Origin of the sequence: Labrys wisconsinensis (assembly GCF_030814995.1) — a bacterium.
Lineage (GTDB): Bacteria > Pseudomonadota > Alphaproteobacteria > Rhizobiales > Labraceae > Labrys > Labrys wisconsinensis.
The window spans coordinates 1-20,392 of the sequence record NZ_JAUSVX010000024.1; the positions used below are offsets into that span (position 1 = coordinate 1).

21 protein-coding genes are annotated in these 20,392 nt (G+C 71.6%); 10 read left to right on the forward strand and 11 right to left on the reverse strand.

Annotated elements, in window-relative coordinates:
- The coding region (locus tag QO011_RS37720; protein ID WP_307284325.1) for a hypothetical protein at positions 1–206 on the forward strand (206 nt) is incomplete at its 5' end.
- A 180-nt stretch (positions 207–386) separates the two neighbouring features.
- On the opposite strand, the gene QO011_RS37725 is transcribed toward QO011_RS37720, so the two are convergent.
- The 6 genes from QO011_RS37725 to QO011_RS37750 all read right to left on the reverse strand — a co-directional run bounded on the left by QO011_RS37725 (position 387) and on the right by QO011_RS37750 (position 5,837).
- The gene (locus tag QO011_RS37725; protein ID WP_307284328.1) at positions 387–1,391 is read right to left on the reverse strand and encodes an SIS domain-containing protein; all 1,005 of its coding nucleotides are present in this window, start codon (positions 1,389–1,391) and stop codon (positions 387–389) included.
- A 76-nt stretch (positions 1,392–1,467) separates the two neighbouring features.
- Complete coding sequence (locus tag QO011_RS37730; RefSeq protein WP_307284331.1) at positions 1,468–2,373, reverse strand: ABC transporter substrate-binding protein; 906 nt, start codon at positions 2,371–2,373, stop codon at positions 1,468–1,470.
- Between the two features lie 85 nt (positions 2,374–2,458).
- On the reverse strand, positions 2,459–3,223 hold the full coding sequence (locus QO011_RS37735) for an amino acid ABC transporter ATP-binding protein (protein WP_307284334.1): 765 nt from the start codon (positions 3,221–3,223) through the stop codon (positions 2,459–2,461).
- Entirely contained in the window at positions 3,220–4,140 is a 921-nt protein-coding gene (locus tag QO011_RS37740; RefSeq protein ID WP_307284336.1) for an amino acid ABC transporter permease, read from the reverse strand. Before QO011_RS37740 ends, QO011_RS37735 begins: the two co-directional genes overlap by 4 nt.
- On the reverse strand, positions 4,137–5,099 hold the full coding sequence (locus QO011_RS37745) for an N-acetylglucosamine kinase (RefSeq protein WP_307284338.1): 963 nt from the start codon (positions 5,097–5,099) through the stop codon (positions 4,137–4,139). The genes QO011_RS37740 and QO011_RS37745 overlap by 4 nt, the downstream gene beginning before the upstream one ends.
- Positions 5,100–5,321: 222 nt before the next feature.
- On the reverse strand, positions 5,322–5,837 hold the full coding sequence (locus tag QO011_RS37750; protein ID WP_307284341.1) for a hypothetical protein: 516 nt from the start codon (positions 5,835–5,837) through the stop codon (positions 5,322–5,324).
- Positions 5,838–6,041: 204 nt separating this feature from the next.
- On the opposite strand from QO011_RS37750, the gene QO011_RS37755 reads away from it, so the two are divergent.
- Complete coding sequence (locus QO011_RS37755) at positions 6,042–6,383, forward strand: antibiotic biosynthesis monooxygenase family protein (protein ID WP_307284343.1); 342 nt, start codon at positions 6,042–6,044, stop codon at positions 6,381–6,383.
- A gap of 205 nt (positions 6,384–6,588) precedes the next feature.
- Here QO011_RS37755 and QO011_RS37760 read toward each other — a convergent pair whose 3' ends face one another.
- Positions 6,589–7,794: an ROK family transcriptional regulator gene (locus tag QO011_RS37760; protein ID WP_307284346.1), complete on the reverse strand. Its 1,206-nt coding sequence runs from the start codon at positions 7,792–7,794 to the stop codon at positions 6,589–6,591.
- Positions 7,795–8,154: 360 nt separating this feature from the next.
- Between QO011_RS37760 and QO011_RS37765 the strand changes: the two genes are divergently transcribed.
- The 3 genes from QO011_RS37765 to QO011_RS37775 are packed head-to-tail and all read left to right on the forward strand — an operon-like array spanning position 8,155 to position 10,214.
- Positions 8,155–8,844, forward strand: a complete 690-nt coding sequence (locus QO011_RS37765) for a ribulose-phosphate 3-epimerase (RefSeq protein WP_307284348.1) — start codon at positions 8,155–8,157, stop codon at positions 8,842–8,844.
- Between the two features lies 1 nt (position 8,845).
- The gene (locus QO011_RS37770) at positions 8,846–9,823 is read left to right on the forward strand and encodes an ROK family protein (protein WP_307284351.1); all 978 of its coding nucleotides are present in this window, start codon (positions 8,846–8,848) and stop codon (positions 9,821–9,823) included.
- A 40-nt stretch (positions 9,824–9,863) separates the two neighbouring features.
- Positions 9,864–10,214 carry an endonuclease domain-containing protein gene (locus QO011_RS37775; protein WP_307284354.1) on the forward strand — a complete coding sequence of 117 codons (351 nt, stop codon included), beginning with the start codon at positions 9,864–9,866 and terminating at the stop codon, positions 10,212–10,214.
- 208 nt (positions 10,215–10,422) lie between these two features.
- On the opposite strand, the gene QO011_RS37780 is transcribed toward QO011_RS37775, so the two are convergent.
- A complete protein-coding gene (locus QO011_RS37780; RefSeq protein ID WP_307284357.1) occupies positions 10,423–11,460 on the reverse strand; it encodes a LacI family DNA-binding transcriptional regulator in 1,038 nt (345 codons plus the stop codon).
- Between the two features lie 721 nt (positions 11,461–12,181).
- On the opposite strand from QO011_RS37780, the gene QO011_RS37785 reads away from it, so the two are divergent.
- The 3 genes from QO011_RS37785 (at position 12,182) to QO011_RS37795 (ending at position 15,070) form a co-directional block, all read left to right on the forward strand.
- Positions 12,182–13,162 (forward strand): ABC transporter substrate-binding protein, encoded by a 981-nt coding sequence (locus QO011_RS37785; RefSeq protein ID WP_307284360.1) that lies wholly within the window; start codon positions 12,182–12,184, stop codon positions 13,160–13,162.
- Positions 13,163–13,280: 118 nt separating this feature from the next.
- A complete protein-coding gene (locus tag QO011_RS37790) occupies positions 13,281–14,318 on the forward strand; it encodes an ABC transporter permease subunit (RefSeq protein ID WP_307284362.1) in 1,038 nt (345 codons plus the stop codon).
- A complete protein-coding gene (locus tag QO011_RS37795; RefSeq protein ID WP_307284364.1) occupies positions 14,315–15,070 on the forward strand; it encodes an ATP-binding cassette domain-containing protein in 756 nt (251 codons plus the stop codon). Before QO011_RS37790 ends, QO011_RS37795 begins: the two co-directional genes overlap by 4 nt.
- Positions 15,071–15,175: 105 nt before the next feature.
- On the opposite strand, the gene QO011_RS37800 is transcribed toward QO011_RS37795, so the two are convergent.
- Both QO011_RS37800 and QO011_RS37805 read right to left on the reverse strand, forming a co-directional pair.
- Positions 15,176–16,699: an ABC-F family ATP-binding cassette domain-containing protein gene (locus tag QO011_RS37800; protein ID WP_307284366.1), complete on the reverse strand. Its 1,524-nt coding sequence runs from the start codon at positions 16,697–16,699 to the stop codon at positions 15,176–15,178.
- Between the two features lie 313 nt (positions 16,700–17,012).
- Positions 17,013–17,807: an SDR family NAD(P)-dependent oxidoreductase gene (locus tag QO011_RS37805; protein ID WP_307284370.1), complete on the reverse strand. Its 795-nt coding sequence runs from the start codon at positions 17,805–17,807 to the stop codon at positions 17,013–17,015.
- Between the two features lie 179 nt (positions 17,808–17,986).
- On the opposite strand from QO011_RS37805, the gene QO011_RS37810 reads away from it, so the two are divergent.
- The gene (locus tag QO011_RS37810; protein WP_307284373.1) at positions 17,987–19,255 is read left to right on the forward strand and encodes an MFS transporter; all 1,269 of its coding nucleotides are present in this window, start codon (positions 17,987–17,989) and stop codon (positions 19,253–19,255) included.
- Here QO011_RS37810 and QO011_RS37815 read toward each other — a convergent pair.
- Positions 19,252–19,572 (reverse strand): DMT family transporter, encoded by a 321-nt coding sequence (locus tag QO011_RS37815; protein ID WP_307284375.1) that lies wholly within the window; start codon positions 19,570–19,572, stop codon positions 19,252–19,254. The genes QO011_RS37810 and QO011_RS37815 overlap by 4 nt on opposite strands.
- Before the next feature lie 229 nt (positions 19,573–19,801).
- On the opposite strand from QO011_RS37815, the gene QO011_RS37820 reads away from it, so the two are divergent.
- On the forward strand, positions 19,802–20,329 hold the full coding sequence (locus tag QO011_RS37820) for a hypothetical protein (RefSeq protein WP_307284378.1): 528 nt from the start codon (positions 19,802–19,804) through the stop codon (positions 20,327–20,329).
- Positions 20,330–20,392: the final 63 nt, after the last annotated feature.

Genomic DNA, 20,392 nt, shown 5'->3' on the forward strand with positions numbered 1-20,392 from the left:
CCTTGCGCGAGAACCTCGACGTCATGGACCGACTGGATCGGTCCATCCACGCGCACGCGACGAAGACCATGTTGGGCGTCGCCGGCCCGACGCTCTTTGCGGCACGTCCCGAGTTCGCGTGGATGGACGGGACGAGCCCGTCCATGACGGCGGCGGGTGGGGCGGCCGTCCTTGCGCGAGAACCTCGACGTCATGGACCGGCTTGATCGGTCCATCCACGCGCACGCGACGAAGACGATGTTGGGCGTCGCCGGCCCGACGCTCTTTGCGGCACGTCCCGAGTTCGCGTGGATGGACGGGACGAGCCCGTCCATGACGCCGCGGATGGAGCGCCCCGTTCCGCCCTGTTTCGCCAGCCAGGCGCTTGTCTCAGGAGGCCTTCCCCCTCACCCTGCCTTCGGCGGAAACTTCGTATCCGTCTGGCGGTAGCGGAAGGCGACGTCGGTCAGGCCGGCCGCGTCGGCCATGTCGGCGACCAGGATCTGCGCCGGCAGGATCTGCAGGACCGCGTCGGCGAGCGGGCTGCCGAAGGCGGGCACGGGGATGACGGCGAGGGTCCCGGCCGGCGCCACGTCGCCGCGGCCGGTGACCAGCACCGTCGGGCAGCCCAGCGCCGCCATGTCCTCGGCCAGCTTCACCTCGCGGCCGTTGCCGAAGACGATCAGGCCGGTGCGCGCATCGAGCGATTCCATCGGGCCGTGCAGCATGTAGAGCGTGTCGTGCGGCGCGGCGGGCACGCGCACCGCCTCGCGCAGCAGCAGCGAGGCCTCGCCGGCCGTGCCGAGCGCGGCGCCGGCGCCGACGCAGTCGATGGCGGTGCGGCCGGCGAGCAGGGCCGCCGCCGCGGCCGCCGGCTCACGCACCGCGGCGATGGTGCGCTCCACCGCCTCCGGCAGGGCGGCCCAGTCGGCCGCCGGGCCGGGCGCCGCCCGTTCGGCCAGAAGGCCGAACGCCTGCAGCGAGGCGGTGTAGCTCGTGGTGTTCGGCCCGCCGTCGGCGCCGCTCGCCATGGCGATCACCGCGCCCGCCGCCTCGGCCAGCGCGTTGCCGGCCTCGCGGCAGAGCGCGTAGCTCGGCACGCCCGGCCGCAGCCGCACCGCCTCCACGGTCTCGCGGCTGCGGCCCGAGGCGGAGAGGGCGAGGATGGCGTCGCCCGCATCGACCGCGGGATCGTAGAGGTCGGACGGGTGCACGGCGGTGGCGCGCCGGCCCCGCGCCCTGAGCCCGGCCGCGCCGGCGAGGGCGGCCTGATAGCTCGCGCCGATGCCGGTCACGGCGAGGCTGCCGGCGCGCAGCGGCGCGAGGTCGAGGCCGTCGAGCGCGGCGGCGACGGCCCTGCGGCTCGCCTCGAGGCTGGCGGGTTGCCACGCGATGCTGGCGCGATAGTCCATGGCAATCGGTCCTGTCGTGAAGAAGGGGCGGGGGTGACGTCCGGCGAGCGGCGCCCGCCGGACGGGTGGGACACGCTCAATCCAGCTTCATGTAGTCGGCGAAGCGGGCGGCATCGTTGATGGTGATGGTCTTCAGCATGTTGTCCTCCAGGCCCCATGCCTTGAACGCGGCCTGGTAGGTGCCGTCGGCGATCATCGCCGTGAGCGTGGCCTGGATGGCGTCGCGCAGCTGCGGCTTGTCCTTGCCGACGATCATCGCCTGGTAGCCGACGGCATATTGCTTGCCGCGGATCAGCTCCAGCTTGCTGCCGCCGGCGTCGTCGCCCTGGTGGGCGAGGGTGTAGGCGGTGACGCCGTAGGTATCCATCAGCACGTCGGCCCGGCCGCTGCGCACGGCGAGCACGGTCTGGTCGCCGGAGGGGAACTGCAGCACCTCCAGCGGCTTGTCCGCCGGGCACAGGCCCGCCTGCTTGTTGAGAAGCTCCAGCGGGATCGAGCCCTGGACCGCCGCGGCCTTCAATCCGCAGGCGTCGCTGATCTTCTCGACCTTGTGCGGGTTGCCGGCGGCGACGATGATGCCGGTGCCCTCATAGGTGTAGTCGATCTCGTCGACGATGGCCTCGCGCTTGACGAAGTCGCCGAAGGCCGAGATGCCCATGTCGAAGCGGTCGGCCTGCACGGCGGTGATGATGCTGGCGAACTGGGCCGGCGAGAACTGGAACTCGACGCCGAGCTTCCTGGCCATCTCCTTGACCAGGTCCTGCTCCAGCCCGATCAGCGTGGTGTTGTCGGCGTCGTAGAAGACGTAGGGCGCGTTGTGCGGGTCGGTGCCGACCCGGATGACGCCGGACTTCTGGATCGCCTCCGGCAGCTTGGCCCGCAGCGCCGGATCGGGCCCCTCGGCATGGGCGGCCGTGCCGGCCAGGAGGGCGGCGCCGGTCGCCAGGGCCGCCAGGGCCGCCAGGATGCGCGTGAGTGTCATGGTCTTCCCCTCTCGTTGCTCGTTTTCAGGGAGCGGGTGGTTCTTCCGGGACGGCGCTCCCCTCCGCCCCGGCTGTGGCATGGGCTCAGAGCACCCGCGCCAGGAAGGCGCGCAGGCGCTCGTGGCGCGGGTGCTCCAGCGTCTCGGCGGTCGGGCCCTCCTCGAGGATGCGGCCCTGGTCCATGAAGACGACGCGGTCGGCGGCCTCGCGGGCGAAGCCGAGCTCGTGGGTGACGACCACCATGGTCATGCCGGCGGCGGCGAGGCGCTTCATCACCGCCAGCACCTCGCCGACCAGCTCGGGGTCGAGGGCGGAGGTCGGCTCGTCGAACAGCATCAGGCTCGGCCGCATGGCCAGCGCCCGGGCGATGGCGACGCGCTGCTGCTGGCCGCCGGAGAGCTGGGCGGGGTAGGCGCTCGCCTTGCCGGCGAGGTCGACCATGTCGAGCAGCTCCAGCGCATAGGCGCGGGCCTCGGCGGCGGGCTCCCGGCGCACCAGCGTCGGCGCCGCCATGATGTTGCCGAGCACATCGAGATGCGGGAACAGGTTGAAGCGCTGGAACACCATGCCGATGTCGCGGCGTTGGCGCGCCAGCTCGGTGCGGCTGAGCTCGTGCAGCACGCCGGCGCCCTCGCGGTAGCCGACCAGGCGGCCGTCGACCGTGATCCGGCCGGCGCTCATCTTCTCCAGGTGGTTGATGCAGCGCAGGAAGGTCGATTTGCCGCTGCCCGAAGGGCCGAGGATGCAGGCGACCTGGCCGCGCTCGACCGTGAGGTCGATGCCGCGCAGCACCTCGGTGGCGCCGAAGGACTTGCGCACGCCGCGCGCTTCCAGCATCGGCGCGGTCATCGCCCGTCCTCCGGCACGGGCACGGAGCGGCGCAGGAAGCGGCCGAGCCCGGCGGGCGGCGGCTCGCCATGGCTGCGTCCCAGCCGGCGCTCGATGAAGTGCTGGCCGATCGAGGCGAGGGTGGTGAGCACGAGGTACCACAGGCTCGCCACGATCAGGAGCTCGATGATCAGGAAGTTGCGGGCATAGATGTTCTGCGCCCGGGTCAGCAGGTCCTGCGCCGCCACGACGGAGACCAGCGAGGTGGTCTTGAGCATCGAGATGGTCTGGTTGCCGATCGGCGGGATGACGACGCGCAGCGCCTGGGGCAGCACGACGTGGCGCAGCGTCTGCAGCGGCGTGAAGCCGAGGGCGGTGGCCGCCTCGGCCTGGCCGCGGTCGACCGCGTTGAGGCCGCCGCGCACGATCTCGGCCATGTAGGCGCTCTCGTTGAGGCTGAGGGCGAGCAGGGCGGCGGTGAAGGCCGAGATCAGCGCGTTCATCGACAGGTCGATCGGGCCGAGGACGATGCGCGGGATGAAGAGCTGGATGTTGAACCAGAAGATGATCTGCACCAGGAGCGGCGTCGCCCGGAAGAACCAGATGTAGAGCCGGCTGAGATTGACCAGCACGGCATTGTCGGACAGCCGCATCACCGCCAGCACCACGCCGCCGGCGGTGCCGATCAGCATGGCCAGCACGGTGAACACCAGGGTCAGCCGCACGCCGGCGAGGATGGTCGGGTCGAAGATGTAGCCGGGGATCACCGCCCAGCGCACGCCGCCGCCGGTGGCGATCAGCGCGAGGAAGCCGGCGAGGAAGAGCACCAGCAGCGTTGCGGCGAGGCTGCTGCCCCAGCGCCGGTGCGGCACGATGCGCATCGGCGCGGCCGGCGCCGCATGCAGGGTCGCCTCGGGTGCGGTGGCCAGGCCCGTCACGGCGCGCTCCCCGCCGCGGCCGGGCGCTGCGTCCCGGAGAGCCGCTCGGCCAGGACCACCGCGCCGAACACGGGCGGGCGCTGCAGGAGCTGCACCCGCGCCAGCGGGAAGGCGTGCGCCATCTCCTCGGCAAAGGCGGTCATCAGGATGGGTTGCGCCGCGATCACGCCGCCGCCGGCCACGACCTGGGCGATGCTGGCGCCGCGCCGGGCGATGCGCTCGACCAGCTCGGCCAGGAAGCGGCCGGCCTCGCGGATCACCCGGCCGGCGAGGGCGGAGCCCGCCTCGGCGGCGGCGAAGACGGCACGGGCATGGCTGCCGACCGCCGCGGCGTCGGCGATGGCGTTGAGGGTGCGCCCGATCTCGGTGACGTCGGCGATGCCGAGGCTGGCCAGCAGCGCGTCGTGCAGGGGGTCGCGCGGCTCGCCGCGGTCGACGGCCAGGCGCACCGCCCGGCCGGCCTCGCGCACCAGCGAGGGGGCGCTGCCCTCGTCGCCGAGGATCCAGCCCCAGCCGCCGGCGGTGAGCATGGTGCCGTCGTCGAGCCGGGCGACGGCGATCGAGCCGGTGCCGACCACCACGCCGACGCCGCCCTCCAGGCCCGCGGCCGGCGCCATCAGCTCGGCATCGTTGACCACCCGCACCGGCGCGGGCGTCAGCGGAGCCAGGGCCGCCTCGAAGGCTTGGCATTCGCCGGCGGTGTCGCAGCCATGGGCGCCGACCACCAGGGCCGCCGGCGCGAGCGGTGCCAGGCCGGCGACGAGGCCGAGCAGGCCGGCGGCATCGGCGACATTGCCGGCACGGCGCCAGTCGGCGGTCGGCACGGTGCGGTCGGCGAGCACCTGCCCGCGCCGGCTCAGCACCATCCGCGTCTTGGTGCCGCCGATATCGACGCCCGCCACCGCCGGCTCGCCGGCATCGGCGCCGATCACGGCCGGCCCATGCGCTCCTTCCGACACCGCATCGCTCCCCGCGCGGCACCCATGCGCCACTTAGTTAGGAAAGTTACCAAATAAATCCAGCAAGGCAAGAGCGACGCTGGGCAAGGGGTGCCCGCGAGGTCGGAGCAGGGATGGATGCGAGCGCCGCTTGGACGAAGTGGCGCGGGGAACCCCTCTCCCGGCTGGGAGAGGGGGTGCACACTTCTTATTGCCTGAAGCCGTTATTGGTGGACGACGCCCTCAGTTCGCGACCTCGAAGGGCTGCTGGAAGGTCGAGGCCTTGGCGCTGTTCACGTCGTGGATGGTGTATTTCACGATGTACTTGCCGGGCGGCGCTCCGGTCAGGTTCAGCGTCAGGGTCAGCATCAGCTCCTGGTTGCGGTAATGGCTCTCCTGGACGTAGCGCACGAAGCCCTCCTTGCCGCCGAGCACGTCGCCGGACGGGGAGGTGACCAGGAAATCGGCGAGGATGCCGAAGCTGTACGTGTCCGGCGCCGTCTCCTTCCAGAGATAGCCGACCGGCTCGACATAGGTGACCAGCGGCTCGCCCGGCTTGAACACGTTCGAGGAGCGCTCGACATAGGCGCCGTAGGCCGAGGGCCTGGCGGTGACGAAGATGGCGCGGCGCTGGGTCAGCGGCGTCTTCTCCCAGGCCTCGATCACCGCCTGCTGACGGGCCTCGACATCGGCCAGGGTCTGGGCCTGCGCCGGCCAGGCCGCCATCGTCAGGGCCGCCATCGCGAGCCATCGTTTCATCGTCAGCCTCCTCGGCAGGACTTGCCCGTCTTGCCCGGCCCATCGGGCGCCGGCGCGGCCAGTCTGGCCAGTCCGCCGGCAATTTCAAGGCGGCGGCCGGGCCGGGCGGGACGGCCGGGCCGAGGCTCAATTGACATAACTGTCTAAATGAATTTTGATGGTTATAGTCGATGTGCAGGGCTAACACCGCACGAGGAGAGGGCCATGACTGCATCCCATTCGCCGCGCCCCACCGTCGCCCGCATCTGGCGCGGCCGCACGGCGCCGGACAAGGCGGAGGACTATGGCCGCTACCTCCATGAGCACGGCATCGTGCCGCTGGCCAGGCGCGCGCTCGGGGTGCAGCTCCTGCGCGAAGACCGGCCCGAGGCCAGCGAGTTCGTCACCATCTCCTATTGGGAGAGCGTTGCGGCGATGTCGCGCTTCGCCGGCGACGATCCGCGCCGCATCCACCATCTCGAGCGCGACCCGGAATTCCTGCTGGAGCTGCCGCAGGAGGTGCAGATCCTGGGGATCGCCGTCATGCTCGAGGGCGAGGGGCGGTAGGCTCGAGAACCCCTCTCCCGGAGGGAGAGGGGTTCCAGCCTTTCCCTCACGCCGAGGCGCGCATCACCAGCCTTGCCTCCAGGCGCACCAGATCGGGCCGGGGTTCCCACGCATCCGCCTCGCCGGCCTCGATACGCTTCAGGAGGATGTCGACGCTGTTCTGAGCCAGGCGCTCGAAGTCCCTTCGCGCTGCAGTGATCGGCGGCTAACCCCCGCCCGCCGTCTCGCCGCGGGTGCCGAACACCAGGCCCTCGTCGATCGTGAGCAGGCGCTGGTGCAGCAGGCAGGCGGCGCCGACGGCGGGGCCGTCCGGGCCGAGGGGCGATAGCGCCAGGCTGGGGATCGGGTGGCCTGGCAGCAGGTGCCGGCGCAACGAGGCGGTCACGGCCGCCTCGGCCCGGGAAAAGAGCGGCGCCACCGCGCCGCCGAGCACGATCGCCCCGGGATTGAGCACGCTCACCAGCGTGGCGAGGCCGCGGCCGAGATAGTGCGACCAGTCGGCCAGGGTGGCGGCCGCGGCGGCCTCGCCGGCATCGAGCGCGGCGAGGAGCGCCTCGATCGTCTCCGCCGCCCCGCCATGGGCACGGTGCCGCGCCAGCACCGCGGCGCGGCCGACGAAGCTCTCCAGCGCGCCGGGCAGGGTGTCGGCCTCGGCAAAGCCGCCGTCGCCGACGAAGACATGGCCGATCTCGCCGGCATAGCCCTCCTGGCCGCGCAGCAGGCGGCCCTCGCTCACCAGGCCGCCGCCGACGCCGGCGTCGAGCACGACATAGAGCGCCTCGCGCGGCGCGGCGCGGCCGGCGCGGTAGAGCTCGGCGGCGGCGAAGGCATTGGCATCGTTCTCGGCCGCGATCGGCCCGAGCTCCGGCAGCCGCTCCGCGATCAGGCGCAGGATCGGCACATGGGCCCAGCGCAGGATCGGCGCGCGCAGCAGCGTGCCGTCGCGGTCCATCAGGCCGGGCACGGCGACGCCGAGGCCGCGCAGGGCGGCGGGGTCGGCAAGCGCCGCGACGACACCCCGGATCAGGGCGGCGAGGGCGTCGGCCACCGCCTCGGGCCCGGCGCCGGCGGGGTCGAAGGGCCGGGCAGCGCGGGCCACCACCCTCGCTTCGAGGTCGAGCGCCACCACGGTGCAGCGGCCGACGCCGATATCCGCGCCGAGGAAGACGGCGTGCCCCGGATTGAGCCGCACCTGCGTGCCCGGCCTCCCGGTCCGGCCGTCACGCTCCATCGGCTCGGCGGCCTCGGCCACGAAGCCCTCGCGCACCAGCCCGGCGACGATGCTGCTCGCGGTCGAGCGCGTCAGGCCGAGATCGCGCGCCAGCTCGGCCCGGCTCATCGGCCCCGCCCGGAACAGCGCCTCCAGCGTCCGGACCTCGTTGATGTGCCGCACGGCACGGGGCATCGACATGAAGGGCGCTCCGATCGGCGCGGCGGCGCGCCACGCGCGAGCTTAGGGCGGCGGCGGCGGGAAGGGAAACGGGCCATGGGGCCATGGCGAGGGGCCGGCGCCGGTGGGGTTTGCGGTCTGGATCGGCCCGTCATGGATCGAGGGCTGCGGTGAACGCTCCGTCTTCGACCCGCCACGGTCGCGCGGATGGGGATGCTATCGTGTGCGCGAGGGTACCCGCCCGAGGTGCCTGCGCCTCAGCCGGCTGGTTCCGCGCAGGGCAGCTTGACCGTGCATCGTCACTATGTTTGGTTTCAAACCAAACATAGTGACCTCAGTGAAATCGCCGCGACCCCGTCCCGTCTGCCTGGAGGAAGTCCGATGTCCCCGACCTGGATCGACGTGCTGCCGCGCGAGCGGCTGATCGGCGAGTTCTCGATGTGGTCGGCGGATCTGGTGCGCCTCGCCGACGACCTCGTCCGCATCGCCCCCCATGCCGACGTGCTGCACATCGACGTCGCCGACGGCCATTTCGCGCCGGCGCTGCTCTATTTCCCCGATCTGGTCGCGGCGGTGAAGCGGACCTCGGCCCTGCCGGTGCACGTGCATCTGATGGCGGCCGACGCCATCCTGCTGCCGCAGGTCGACCAGTTCGTCGAGGCGGGCAGCGACCTCGTCAGCGTCCACCTGGAGAACGCCAATGCCGGCGCGGCGCTGGACCGCCTCGAAGCCGCCGGCGTGCCGGCCGGCCTGGTGCTGCAGGTCGACACGCCCGTCGCCGCCGTCGCGCCCTATCTGCCGCGCCTCAGCTTCGTGACGCTGCTCGGCACCGCCATCGGCATCAAGGGCGTCGGGCTGGATGCGCGGGCCACAGCGAGGCTCACCGAGGCGAAGATGCTGATCGCGGCGAGCGGCGCAGGCCGGCGCATCGTCCTCGCCGCCGACGGCGGCATCCGCGAGCACACCGTGCCGCTGCTGCGCTCCGCCGGCGCCGAGACCGTGGTGCTCGGCTCGCTCGCCTTCGGCGCGCCGGACCTGTCGGCGCGGATGGCCTGGCTGCACGGGCTCTGACATGCCGCGCCTCGCCATCGGTCTCGATCTCGGCGGCACCCAGGTGCGCGCGGCGCTGGTCGATGAAGGCGGCTATATCCAGGCGCGCGCCGCCGTGGCCACGGCCGCCGCGGCCGGCCCGGAGATCGTCATCGACCAGTTGCACTGGGTGGCCGAGGCCGTCTCGACCGGCGTGCCCGCCGCGGATCTCGCCGGCATCGGCGTGGCGGCGCCGGGCCCGCTCGACACCGGGACCGGCACGGCCCTCGGGCTGCCGACCCTCGCCGGCTTCGTCGACCTGCCGCTGGCGCGGCTGCTGGCCGAGCGCTTCGACCGGCCGGTGCGGCTGGAGAACGACGGCATCGCCGCGGCCTTGGGCGAATGGCGCTTCGGCGCCGGCCGCGGCCATGCCAACCTGGTCTATGTCACCGTCAGCACCGGCATCGGCGGCGGCGTGGTCTCGGACGGCCGCCTGCTGCGGGGGCGCCGCGGCATGGCCGGCCATGTCGGCCACATGACCATCATGCGCGACGGCGCGCCGTGCTCCTGCGGCCATCGCGGCTGCTGGGAAGCCTATGGCGCCGGCCCGGCCTTCGCGCGCCGGGCCCGGGAGCAGGCGGCGCGCACGCCGGGGACGCAGCTCGCCGGACCGATCGATGCGCGGGCCGTGTTCGAGGCCGCCGCCGCGGGCGACGCCCTCGCCGCGGCGCTGGTCGCCGAGGAGGCCGACATCCTCGGCCTTGGCATTGCCGGCCTGCTGCACCTCTACAGCCCCGAGATCGTCATCGTCGGCGGCGGCGTGGCCCACGGCTTTCCCGCGCTGCACCCCGGCATTGCCGCCCGGATCCGCACCGCCGCCATGGCGCCGTTCCGCGACGTGCCGGTGGTCCGGGCGGCGCTCGGCGACAATGCCGGCCTGGTCGGGGCCGCGGCCCTGGCCTTCGAGGTGGTGGGCGATGAGATCAGAACCCCTCTCCCCCTGGGAGAGGGGCAGGGGTGAGGGTCTAGACGCAGGACAAGCAAGGTGCCAGCTTCGGCCGATGGCCACCGAACACCGGCAATTCGCAAGACATCTTCGAGCCCGTGCGACCAAAGCCGAAGATGTTCTTTGGCAGGCGGTCCGCGGCCGCCGCCTCGCTGGCTTGAAATTCAGGCGGCAAGTTCCGTTGCTTGCCTATACCGTGGATTTCCTATGCATCGAGAGGCGCTTGATCGTCGAGCTTGACGGCAGGCACCATGGGTGGAGCCGGGAATACGATGCGGAGCGAACGAGCGAGCTCGAAGCAAGAGGGTTCATCGTGTTGCGATTTCCGAACGCACTCGTGTTCGGAGATATCGACCTGGTTCGATCCCGCATTGCCGAGATGGCTGCTCTCGCGGCCGGTGTTTAGGAAGCGTTGGCGAACAAGTGAATCGAAGTAGCGCGGAGAACCCCTCTCCCCTTGGGAGAGGGGTAGGGGTGAGGGACTGAGCTTTACCGGAAAGGACAGAGCATTTTACCTGTCGTTGCTTGGACCTGTATTTTACTGGTGACGCGTTTAGTCCCTCACCCCTGCCCCTCTCCCAGGGGGAGAAGGGTTTCCTCGTCGGCGGCGGCTCTCACGCCGAGGCGCGCATCACCAGCTTCGCCTCCAGGCGCACCAGCTCGGGCCGCGGGTCCTGCGCATCCGCTTCGCCGGCCTCGATGCGCTTGAGGAGGATGTCGACGCTGGTCTGCGCCAGGCGCTCGAAGTCCTGTGCCACGGTGGTGAGGGGCGGGCAGCCGTAGCGGCTCAGCGGCTGGTCGTCATGGCCGGCGATGCGGATGTCGCAGCCGGGCTCGCGGCCGATGCGCAGGCCGCGCTGATAGGCCGCCGCCATCACCCCGACGGCGCAGCGGTCGTTGGCGCACAGGATGGTGCGGGTCGGAAAGCCCGGCCCGTCGATCACCCGCAGCGTCTCGGCGAAGGCGATGTCCTCGAAGCGCCAGTCGTTCTGCGGGCCGACGGTGATGATCTCGGGCTTGAGGCCGAGGCGCTGCATCGCCTTGACATAGGCGAGCTTACGCTCGCTGGCGTTGTGGTTGACCGCCGGCATGTCGAAATAGGTCGGCCGCTCGCCGGTGCGGCACAGATATTCCGTGATCAGCGGCACGCTCTGGAAATTGTCGGTGCCGACGAAGGGCGTGTCGTCGTCGAGGCGGGAATCGAGGAACACGATCGGGATGCGCGCCCTGAGGCTGCGCATCAGCGCCATGTCGGAATGGATGCCGAGCGGCGCGACGATGGCGCCGGCGATCTTCAGCGACAGCAGCGTCTCGATCGAGCGCGCCTCGAGCTGGGCGTCGCCGCGCGAGGACAGGACGATGGCCAGATACCCCTTGTCGACGCAGCGGATCTCGATGCGGCGCACGAGCTCGGAGAAGAACGTGTCGGCCGTGTCCGGCACGATGACGCCGATGATCCGGGGCCGGCGCTTGTTCAGGTTCACCGCGAACAGGTTCGGCCGATACTCGTATTTCGCCAGCGCCTGCTCGATCAGCGCACGGGTCGACTTGCGCACGCTGTTGGGGTCGTTGAAATATTTCGAGACCGTGGGCCGGGAAATGCCGCTCAGCGCCGAGAACTCGGCCATGTTCCTGATCTTGCGGTCGATCATGCGCGTCCTTTGCGCCCGCCGCCGCCCCCGCTCCCTCGGACGCCGCCAAGCCGTCGCTTAGCCGGCATATCGAAAGGCGCGACGTCGTCGGCAGGCGTATTCCCTCCAGCTCGAAGGCCGTTACCCTAGCATAGAATTTTGCGCGAGGAAATTTTCGAATTGGCGCGTGGCACATCGGTGGCGCCGGCCCTCAGCCGCCACGGCAAGGCGGCTGTCCATGGCAGGGCGGAGCGGCCGGCCGCTGCGGCGGCCGGGACCGGCATGACGGCCAGGGAACCGCAAAACTTGGCTCACGTCAAATATCGGATTGACCTATGTGCAGGCCACCACTAGGCTCCGATCAACACCGATTAAGAACGCGGGAGGGATTGCAGGAGGGGAGGATGTGCCGGCCTTGCGGCCGGCGCAGCGGCGCCGACGATCGGCGCCCCGGCGGCACGTCCGCCTTTTCCGAAGGTCCGACAGTTCCAATCCGATCGAACAAGGCGGCGCTCGCGCCGCCCGTCTCCGCGAGGCGCCCGGGCATCCGGGCCCGCCGCGGGATGGCAATGCCGGATCGGGGCCCGCCCGCGGCGATGGCCCCGCATCCGGCCGAAAGGCCCTGGCGCGGCGCCGCTGCGCCGGGGTGTGACGACAACCGTGCCACCGTCCCCGCCAGAGGGGCGGGGCGCGGTGCGCGTGGTCTTGCACTGCCGTTCAGCGAACAACAACAGGAAACGCCATGAAGACGATCATCTCAGCGCTGGCCGCTCTCGCCCTCGGGGCCGGCATTCTGGCCAGCCCGGCGGCCCGGGCGGAGGACAAGAAGTTCACCATCGCCCTCATTCCCGGCCTGACCACGGACGGCTTCTACATCACCATGCGCAAGGGCGCCGAGGCCGCGGCCAAGGCGGTCGGCGCCGATCTGGTGTTCCAGGGCGCGCCGGAGTTCAACCCGGTGCTGCAGGTGCCGGTGCTCGACGCCATCATCGCCCGCAAGCCGGACGCCATCCTGATCGCCCCCACCGACAAGGTGCAGCTGGTGCAGCCGCTGAAGAAGGCGGCCGATGCGGGCATCCCGGTCATCACCGTCGACACCTTCATCGGCACCGGCAAGTACCAGAGCGGCGCCGGCGACGCCGACTTCCCGCTCGCCTACATCGCCTCCGACAACGTGCTCGGCGGGCGCATCGCGGCCCGGGCCCTGGCCAAGGCCGTCGGCGAGAAGGGCAAGGTCTACGTCTCCAACGTCAAGCCCGGCGTCTCCACCACCGACCAGCGCGAGGAGGGCTTCAAGGACGAGATGAAGAACTATCCGAACATCCAGGTGCTGGAGACCCAGTACAACGACGACGACGCCAACAAGGCGGCGAGCCAGCTCCAGTCGGTGTTCGCCCGCAATCCCGACCTCGACGGCGTGTTCGGCGCCAACCTGTTCTCCGCCCTCGGCGCCGCCAACGGCGTGCAGCAGGCCGGCCAGTCCGGCAAGATCAAGGTCGTCGCCTTCGACGCGCCGCCCTCGATCGTCGACAACATCAAGACCGGCCTGGTCGACATCGCCATTGCCCAGCACCCGGCCGAGATCGGCTATTACGGCGTCATGTCGGCCTATGCCCACCTCACCGGCCAGTCGATCCCGGTGCTGATCGGCACCGGCTTCACCGTGATGGACAAGTCGAACGTCGACCAGCCCGAGGTGGCGCGGTTCATCTACAAGGACTGAGCCACCCGCGTTGCGCCTGACGCAGGCGGTCATCCCGTCGCAAGCGCAACACGATCAACCTGCCGCCGCCGGCCCGGCCCGGCGGCGCGTCCATGGTTCCGCACCCACGGAGTGGCGCATGTCCGCCCATACCTCGACGCAAGCGCATGCAGCCCCGGCGCTCTCTCCGGCGCGCCAGGTGCTCGCCCATGTCGCAGCCATGCAGGCGTGGCTGTTTCTGGTCATGCTGCTGATCTTCTTCGAGGTCTGGTCGCGCGTCGCCTACGGCCAGAGCTTCGTGTTCTCGAGCGCCAACGCCCAGTCCATCGCCATCTTCACCGTGGCGCCGCTGCTGCTGGCGCTCGGCTCCACCTTCGTCATCATTTCCGGCGGCATCGACCTCTCGGTCGGCTTCATCATGGGCCTGGCCGCGGTCGTCGCCGCGCATGTGACCAACTTTGCCGGCCAATCCCTGCCGCCCTTCGCCGCCATGCTGGTCGGCATCCTGGCGGGCCTGGTGATCGCGCTCGGGCCCGGCCTCGTCAACGGGCTGCTGATCGCCAAGCTCAAGGTCCCGCCCTTCATCGGCACGCTCGGCATGTACGGCGTCGCCAAGGGCGTCGCCTATCTCCTCGCCGGCGGCACCACGGTGCCCGTCAGCAACGCCTGGTTCGCCACGCTCGGCAACGGCCGGGTCTACGGCGTTCCCATCGTCGTCATCGTCGCCGTCCTGTTCGTCCTGGCGATGCACTACCTCCTGTCGCAGACGCGCTTCGGCCAGCACACCTATGCCATCGGCGCCAGCGAGCAGGCGGCGCTGCGGGCCGGCATCAATGTCGACCGGCACAAGCGCAGGCTCTACCTGCTCTCGGCCCTCTGCGCCGGCCTCGGCGGGGTGCTCTATGCCGCGCGCTTCACCGCCGGCGCGGCCCAGGCCGGCGAGCCGCTGCTGCTCGATTCCATCGCCGCCGTGGTCATCGGCGGCGCCAGCCTGTTCGGCGGCTCCGGCACCATCCTCGGCACGGTCGCCGGCGCGCTGGTCATCGCGGTGATCCAGTACGGCCTGGTCTTCATCAATGTCGAGCCGTTCTGGCAGTTCGTCGCCGTCGGCGTCGTCATCATCATCTCGGTGCTGGTCGACCAGACGCAGCGCAAGCTCGGGGGAGACCGGCAGTGACGACACCCAGCTCCTCCGAGCCCATCCTCGACGTCCGCTCGGTCTCCAAGCGCTTCGGCGGCGTGGAAGCCCTGAAGGGCGTGTCGATGGCGCTCCATCCCGGCGAGGTCGTGGCGCTGGCCGGCGACAACGGCGCCGGCAAGTCGACCCTGATCAAGACCATCTCCGGCGTGCATGCGGCCGACGGCGGCGAGATCCGCTTCGCCGGCGAGCCGGTGAGCTTCGCCACCCCGGAGGCGGCCCGCGCCCACGGCATCGAGACGATCTACCAGGACCTGGCGCTCGCCGACAATCTCTCCATCGGCGCCAACATCTTCCTCGGCCGCGAGCCGGTGAAGCGGCTGTTCGGCTTTCTGCCGGTGCTAGACCGGCCGATGATGGCGCAGGCGGCCAAGGAAACCATGGCGCGGCTCGATTTCCACGTCAGCCGGCTCGATGCGCCGGTCGGGCGCTTCTCCGGCGGCCAGCGCCAGGCGGTGGCGATCGGGCGGGCGATCTACTGGAACGCCCGCGTCCTGATCATGGACGAGCCGACCGCGGCGCTCGGCGTGCCGGAGCAGCGCAAGGTCGTATCGCTGATCAAGACGCTGAAGGCGCAGGGGCGCGGCATCATCTTCATCTCGCACAACCTGCAGGACATTTTCGCGGTGTCCGACCGCATCGTCGTGCTGCGCCGCGGCAGCCTGGCCGGCGAGCGGCGCATCGCCGACACCAGCCATGACGAGATCGTCAAGCTGATGGTGGGGGGATAGATCTGCGGCTCCGGGTGCACCGGCCTCACTCGACTTGATCTTGCCTTTCCGCCGGAAGATCGACGCGGCCCCGGCACCGCCGGCCGGGACCGCGGATGGCGATGGTCAGGTCGCGGCCTCGGCGGCGAAGAACGCCTCCGGACTCTCCACCTCGACCAGGCGCCGGTTCTCGATCAGCCAGAAGCGGTTGCCGACGGCCCTGACGAAGCTGCGGTCGTGCGAGACCAGCAGCGCCGTCGCTCCCTGCGCCTTCAGCTCGGCCTCGAGCGCCTCCTGGCCCTCGATGTCGAGGTGGTTGGTCGGCTCGTCCAGGAGGTAGAAGCTCGGGCGGGTCAGCCGCAGGACGAGCATGGCCAGCCGCGCCCGCTGTCCGCCCGAGAGCGTGGCGATGGCCCGGCCCTGCCGGTCGACGGCGATGCCGGCGCCCGCCAGCAGGGCGCGGGCGCGCTGGTCGCCGACCTCGAAGCGCCGGCAGACGAGGCCGTGCGGCGTCTCCTCGGCCCGGAGCTCCGACAAGGCCTGGTCGCTGTGGCCGAGCACCAGCGACGGCGTTGCCCGGACGGCCGCCGTCGCCGGTCCCGGCTCGGCCACCGCCTGGCGCACGAGGCTCACCAGGCGCGACTTGCCGGCGCCGTTGCGTCCCAGCAGCACGACGCGGTCGCCCAGGCCGATGGTGAGCCGGCCGGTGCGGAACAGCAGCGTGCCGTCCGGCGTCTCGACCCGCGCGTCGTCGAAGCCGACCAGGACCTTGGCATGGGTGTCGCGCCCGGCGAGGCGGATGGTGCCGGCCGACCGTTCCCGGTGGGCCGGCCGCGCCGCCTCCTCCAGCCGGTCCGCCCGCTGGCGCAACTGCCGGGTCTTCACCGTCAGGAGGTCGCTGCCGGAGTTGACGCCGATATTGTGGAGCTTGGCGGCCTGACGGCGCAATTGCTGCGCCGTCTTGAGGTCGCGCTGGTACTCGCGCGCCTGCGCCGCGTCGATCCCGGCGAGGGCCGCCTGCGCCCGGCCATAGGGGAGGGGGAAGGTCTCGGATGCCTGCGGACGCAGGAACAGCGTCCGGGCCGTGGTCGCGTCGAGAAAGGCGCGGTCATGGCTGGCGAGGACCACGGCGACGTCCCGCGGCAGGCCGTTCAGGAAGGCCTCGAGCCGCGCGAGCCTGGCGAGGTCGAGATGGTTGTTCGGCTCGTCGAGGAGCAGCAGGCCGGGATCGGTGACCCAGGCGCAGGCCAGCATGGCGAGGCGCTGCCAGCCGCCGCTCAGCGCCCGGAGCGGCCGCACGCGCAGGGGCTCGGGGATTTCCAGCGCGTCGAGCGCGACGTCGACCCGCCAGGTCTCGGCGGCGGCCTGCTCCGCCGGCAGCGCCCGGCGGACCGCGGCCTGGACGGTCAGGTCGTGCAAGGCGGGCGGGACGTCCTGCTCGACATGGGCGATGCGCAGCCCGCGCGCGCGGACGACCGTGCCGGCGGTCGGCTCGACGGCGCCGGCGATGCAGCGCAGCAGCGTCGACTTGCCCCGGCCGTTGGCGGCGACGAGGCCGAGGCGGTCACCGGCGGCGACGGTGAGGTCGAGGTCGGAAAAGAGCGGCTCGCTCAGCGTGACGCCGAGGGCCCTCAGGTGAATCAGTGCCATTGTGGTTCCCAGGTCTGCCCGAGCGGCCGCCAGCCCGCGCAGGGCGCGGCGGCTCCGACTCGGTGCGATATGACGAGATGCGCAGCACGCGAGCCCTCAGGCTCGAGGCCACGCGGTCATGACGGGCAGACCGGGAGGCGAAGGTCGACGACGAGCGTCCCTGGTCAGCCCTGCAAGGCGGCTTGCAGGGCGTGGACCGGGCCGCGCTGACGGTGGTGGCGAAAGAACGTGATCACGTGAGCCCTCCTTTCGTCCAGGGTTGGCACGGCGTCCTGCTTAGCCGTTCCCGAGGGCGGGCGCAATTCGGGCTCCGTCAGGCGATCGATAGGACGACGCCGCCGTCGGCCCGGACCGGCGCGCCGGTGATCGCCGAAGCCTCGCGCGAGCACAGGAACGCGACGACGTTGGCGATCTCCACCGGATCGATGAAGCGCTTCAGCAGCGAGGTGGGCCGGGCCCGCTCGAAGAAGCCCGTCTCGATCGCCGCCGGGGTGGTGCCCTGGTCGGCGGCCAGCTTGTCGACGAAGGCGCCGACGCCCTCCGAGAGGGTCGGGCCCGGCAGCACGGCATTGACCGTCACGCCCGTCCGCTCCAGCGCCTGGGCGAAGCCGCGCGCGACCGAGAGCAGCGCGGTCTTGCTCATGCCGTAATGGATCATCTCCGTCGGCACCTGCAGCGCGGATTCCGACGCCATGAACAGGATGCGGCCGAAGCCCTTCTCGCGCATTCCAGGGGCAAGGGCCCGGGTCAGGCGGATAGCGCTGAGGACGTTGACCTCGAAGGCCTTGCGCCAGTCCTCGTCGGGGATCTCGAAGGCGGGCTTGGGCTCGAACCAGGCGGCGTTGTTGACGAGGATGTCGACCGCGCCCGCCGCGGCCAGGATCGCCTCGGCCCCGGCGGCCGTCGCGACGTCGCCCGGGGCTGGATGGAACCGGCCGGCCGGGACCTTGGCCCGCAGCGCCTCCACGGCGGCGGCCACCCGGCCGGCGGTGCGGCCGTTGACCGCGACCTCGGCGCCGCTGGCGGCGAGGCGCTCGGCGACGGCGGCTCCGATGCCGGCGGTCGAGCCGGTGACGAGGGCGCGCAGGCCGGTCAGATCGATCTGCATGGCAAGGCCTCCTGTGGCGGTGCCCGAGCTTGGCCGATGGCGGCGTCCGCGTCGAGGCCGATATGGCGGGGCGGAGACGGGATTGAGCCGGCCGGGCCCGGCGGCTAAGCATGGTGCGACGGATCGGCCAGGGAGCTGCGGCCGGCTCGGCTGCGACAAAGCGGAGTCCTCCACCGCCGATGCGGATCCTCGCCCCTCTTCGCCACCCGCCCCTGGCCCTGGTCTGGTCGGGCCTGGCCTTCTCGGCTCTCGGCGACCAGCTCAACCTGGTGGCGCTCGGCTGGGTCGCGGTCGACGCCTTCGGTCCGGCCGCCGGCTATCTCTCGGCCGCCAAGGCGGCCATCGTGCTGCTCACCGCCGCGTTCGGCGGCAGCCTGGCGGACGGCTGGGACCGCCGCCGGACCATGGTCGGGGCGGACCTCTGCCGCTGCCTGGTGCTGGCGCTGTTCGTCCTGGCGTGGCTGGCCGAGGGCCGGCCGGACCCGTGGCTGCTGGGTGCCGCGGTGGTGGTGCTCGCCGCGGGCGAGGCCTTCTTCGAGCCGGCGCTGCAGACGGTCCTGCCGGCGCTGGTGGTCGAGCCCGGCCTGCTCGTCGCCGCCAACGGCCTCCTGGACGCCACCGACCGGCTGGCACGCCTGATCGGCCCCGGATTGATCGCGCTGGCGGGGGCAGGCCTGCCGCCGGTGCATGTCTTCACCCTCGACGCGGTGAGCTTCCTCACCTCCGCCGCCGCGGTCGCGTCCGTGCGGCTGCCGCGGATGCCGCGGGTCCGCACCGGCCTGGCCCCGGCCGGGAGCCTGGTGCGCGGCTTCCGGGCGGCCCGGCGCGAGCCGCTGCTCGGCTATCTCCTCGCCGCCGGCGGCCTGCTCAACGGGGTCTGGTACACCGTGTTCTTCCTGGCCGTGCCGCTCGCCATCGGCGGCTTCGGCGCGTCGGGCGCGGCAGGGCTCGGCCTCTACGGCCTGGTGTTCTCCTGCTACGGCTTCAGCAACCTCGCCGCCAACCTGATCGTCGGCAGCCGGCCGCTGCCGGCCCGGCCCGCCGGCCTGATCTTCTCCGGGGTGGCCATGACCGGCGCCGGGATCGGGCTCATGGCGCTCGCCTGCACGCCGCTGGTGCCGCCGCCCCTGCAGCGGCCCGCCTTCGCCGCCGCGGCGGCGGTCTCCGGCTTCGGCGGGCCGCTGAAGGACATCGCAGCCGCGGCGCTGCGCCAGATCCTCATTCCGGCCGCCGACATCGCGGCGGCGATGCGAGCCTCGCTGATCGTCAACGCGTCCGGCCTCCTCCTCGCCATGCTGGCGGCGCCGGCGGCCTGCGCCGGGCTCGGCGCCGCCGGCGTCATGCTGGCCGGCGCCGCCGCCTACGGCGCCGTCGCCCTGGCCGGCTGGATCCGTTTCGCCGGCATGCCGGCGCTGGCCGCGCCGCCGCCGGCACGGGGCGAGAGCTAGGCCGGGGACGACGTCTTCATCAGGACCAGGCCGGTCAGGATCAAGAGGGCGGCGATCACGCGGGCGGGGCTCAGCGCCTCGCCGAGCACGACGACGCCGACCACGAAGGCGCCGACGGCGCCGATGCCGGTCCAGACGGTGTAGGCGGTGCCGAGCGGCAGGCTGCGCATCGCCACCGCCAGCAGGCCGAAGCTGGCGATCATGGCGACGATGGTCAGGATGGTCGGCACCGGCCGGGTGAAGCCGTCCGACTGCTTCATCAGGAACGCCCAGACGATCTCCAGGACGCCGGCAACCAGCAATGCGATCCAGGCCATGCGCGGCCCTCCTCTCCAAGGGCCGGGCCGTCCCGGACATGCACCCGCGATGCTGGGGGAGGACGTGGCCTCGCGTCATCCGTGTAAGGCGCCAGGGCTGCCTCGGCAAGGGGGTGGCGACAAAACGCCTCCGTCCGCGAGCCTCCGCCCCGGGTCGTTGCGCAGGGCCAGACAGCGTGTTAAGCGAACAAGACGGAAACATTTCGAGGCGACGATGTGGCGGGCCCTGATGCGCAGCACCCCTTACCTGCCGGCCGGCCGGGCCATCATCATCCGGCCGCTGCTGCTGGCGGCGGCCGTCTGCGTCCTCGACACGCTGCTGCCGGGGATCCCGCGACTCCTCGGCGAGGGCGGCCTGGTCCGGACGCTGGTCGGCATCGTCGCGGTGCTCGCCGGTCTCGCCCTCGTGGCCCTCGTGGTCGCGGCGACCTTCGGCGGTCCGGGCCTCGATGCCGAGATCGCCGCCCGGCATGACCGCGAGCCACGGCCGGCCGGGACGACGCCGCGCATGGTGTTGACCGCCGTGCTCGCCTATGTCGCAGCGGCCTCGATCCTCGCCTGTGGCGTCTGCCTGCTGTGGATGCTGGTCGAGCCCAGCCTGGCCCTGTTGGCGCCATCGATCGGGTCGATTCCCTATGTCGAATATCAATATTGGCCGCTGCGGCTGGTCATGCTGGGGAGCATCACGCTACCGATCGCTGCGATGATGGTCGGCACGCTGCAGGCGATCTCCTGTCTCGCCCGGATCGGCGATTGAGCTGCGTCGCGACGATTGAAATTCGTTTCAGAAATATGTTACAAGCTCCGCGCCGCGAAGAGC

Bases quoted from the DNA above. Each gene is read 5' to 3' on its own strand.
- QO011_RS37725 (WP_307284328.1), bottom strand. From the start codon at position 1,391: ATGGACTATCGCGCCAGCATCGCGTGGCAACCCGCCAGCCTCGAGGCG.
- QO011_RS37730 (WP_307284331.1), bottom strand. From the start codon at position 2,373: ATGACACTCACGCGCATCCTGGCGGCCCTGGCGGCCCTGGCGACCGGC.
- QO011_RS37735 (WP_307284334.1), bottom strand. From the start codon at position 3,223: ATGACCGCGCCGATGCTGGAAGCGCGCGGCGTGCGCAAGTCCTTCGGC.
- QO011_RS37750 (WP_307284341.1), bottom strand. From the start codon at position 5,837: ATGAAACGATGGCTCGCGATGGCGGCCCTGACGATGGCGGCCTGGCCG.
- QO011_RS37755 (WP_307284343.1), top strand. From the start codon at position 6,042: ATGACTGCATCCCATTCGCCGCGCCCCACCGTCGCCCGCATCTGGCGC.
- QO011_RS37760 (WP_307284346.1), bottom strand. From the start codon at position 7,794: ATGTCGATGCCCCGTGCCGTGCGGCACATCAACGAGGTCCGGACGCTG.
- QO011_RS37765 (WP_307284348.1), top strand. From the start codon at position 8,155: ATGTCCCCGACCTGGATCGACGTGCTGCCGCGCGAGCGGCTGATCGGC.
- QO011_RS37770 (WP_307284351.1), top strand. From the start codon at position 8,846: ATGCCGCGCCTCGCCATCGGTCTCGATCTCGGCGGCACCCAGGTGCGC.
- QO011_RS37775 (WP_307284354.1), top strand. From the start codon at position 9,864: ATGGCCACCGAACACCGGCAATTCGCAAGACATCTTCGAGCCCGTGCG.
- QO011_RS37780 (WP_307284357.1), bottom strand. From the start codon at position 11,460: ATGATCGACCGCAAGATCAGGAACATGGCCGAGTTCTCGGCGCTGAGC.
- QO011_RS37785 (WP_307284360.1), top strand. From the start codon at position 12,182: ATGAAGACGATCATCTCAGCGCTGGCCGCTCTCGCCCTCGGGGCCGGC.
- QO011_RS37790 (WP_307284362.1), top strand. From the start codon at position 13,281: ATGTCCGCCCATACCTCGACGCAAGCGCATGCAGCCCCGGCGCTCTCT.
- QO011_RS37800 (WP_307284366.1), bottom strand. From the start codon at position 16,699: ATGGCACTGATTCACCTGAGGGCCCTCGGCGTCACGCTGAGCGAGCCG.
- QO011_RS37805 (WP_307284370.1), bottom strand. From the start codon at position 17,807: ATGCAGATCGATCTGACCGGCCTGCGCGCCCTCGTCACCGGCTCGACC.
- QO011_RS37810 (WP_307284373.1), top strand. From the start codon at position 17,987: ATGCGGATCCTCGCCCCTCTTCGCCACCCGCCCCTGGCCCTGGTCTGG.
- QO011_RS37815 (WP_307284375.1), bottom strand. From the start codon at position 19,572: ATGGCCTGGATCGCATTGCTGGTTGCCGGCGTCCTGGAGATCGTCTGG.
- QO011_RS37820 (WP_307284378.1), top strand. From the start codon at position 19,802: ATGCGCAGCACCCCTTACCTGCCGGCCGGCCGGGCCATCATCATCCGG.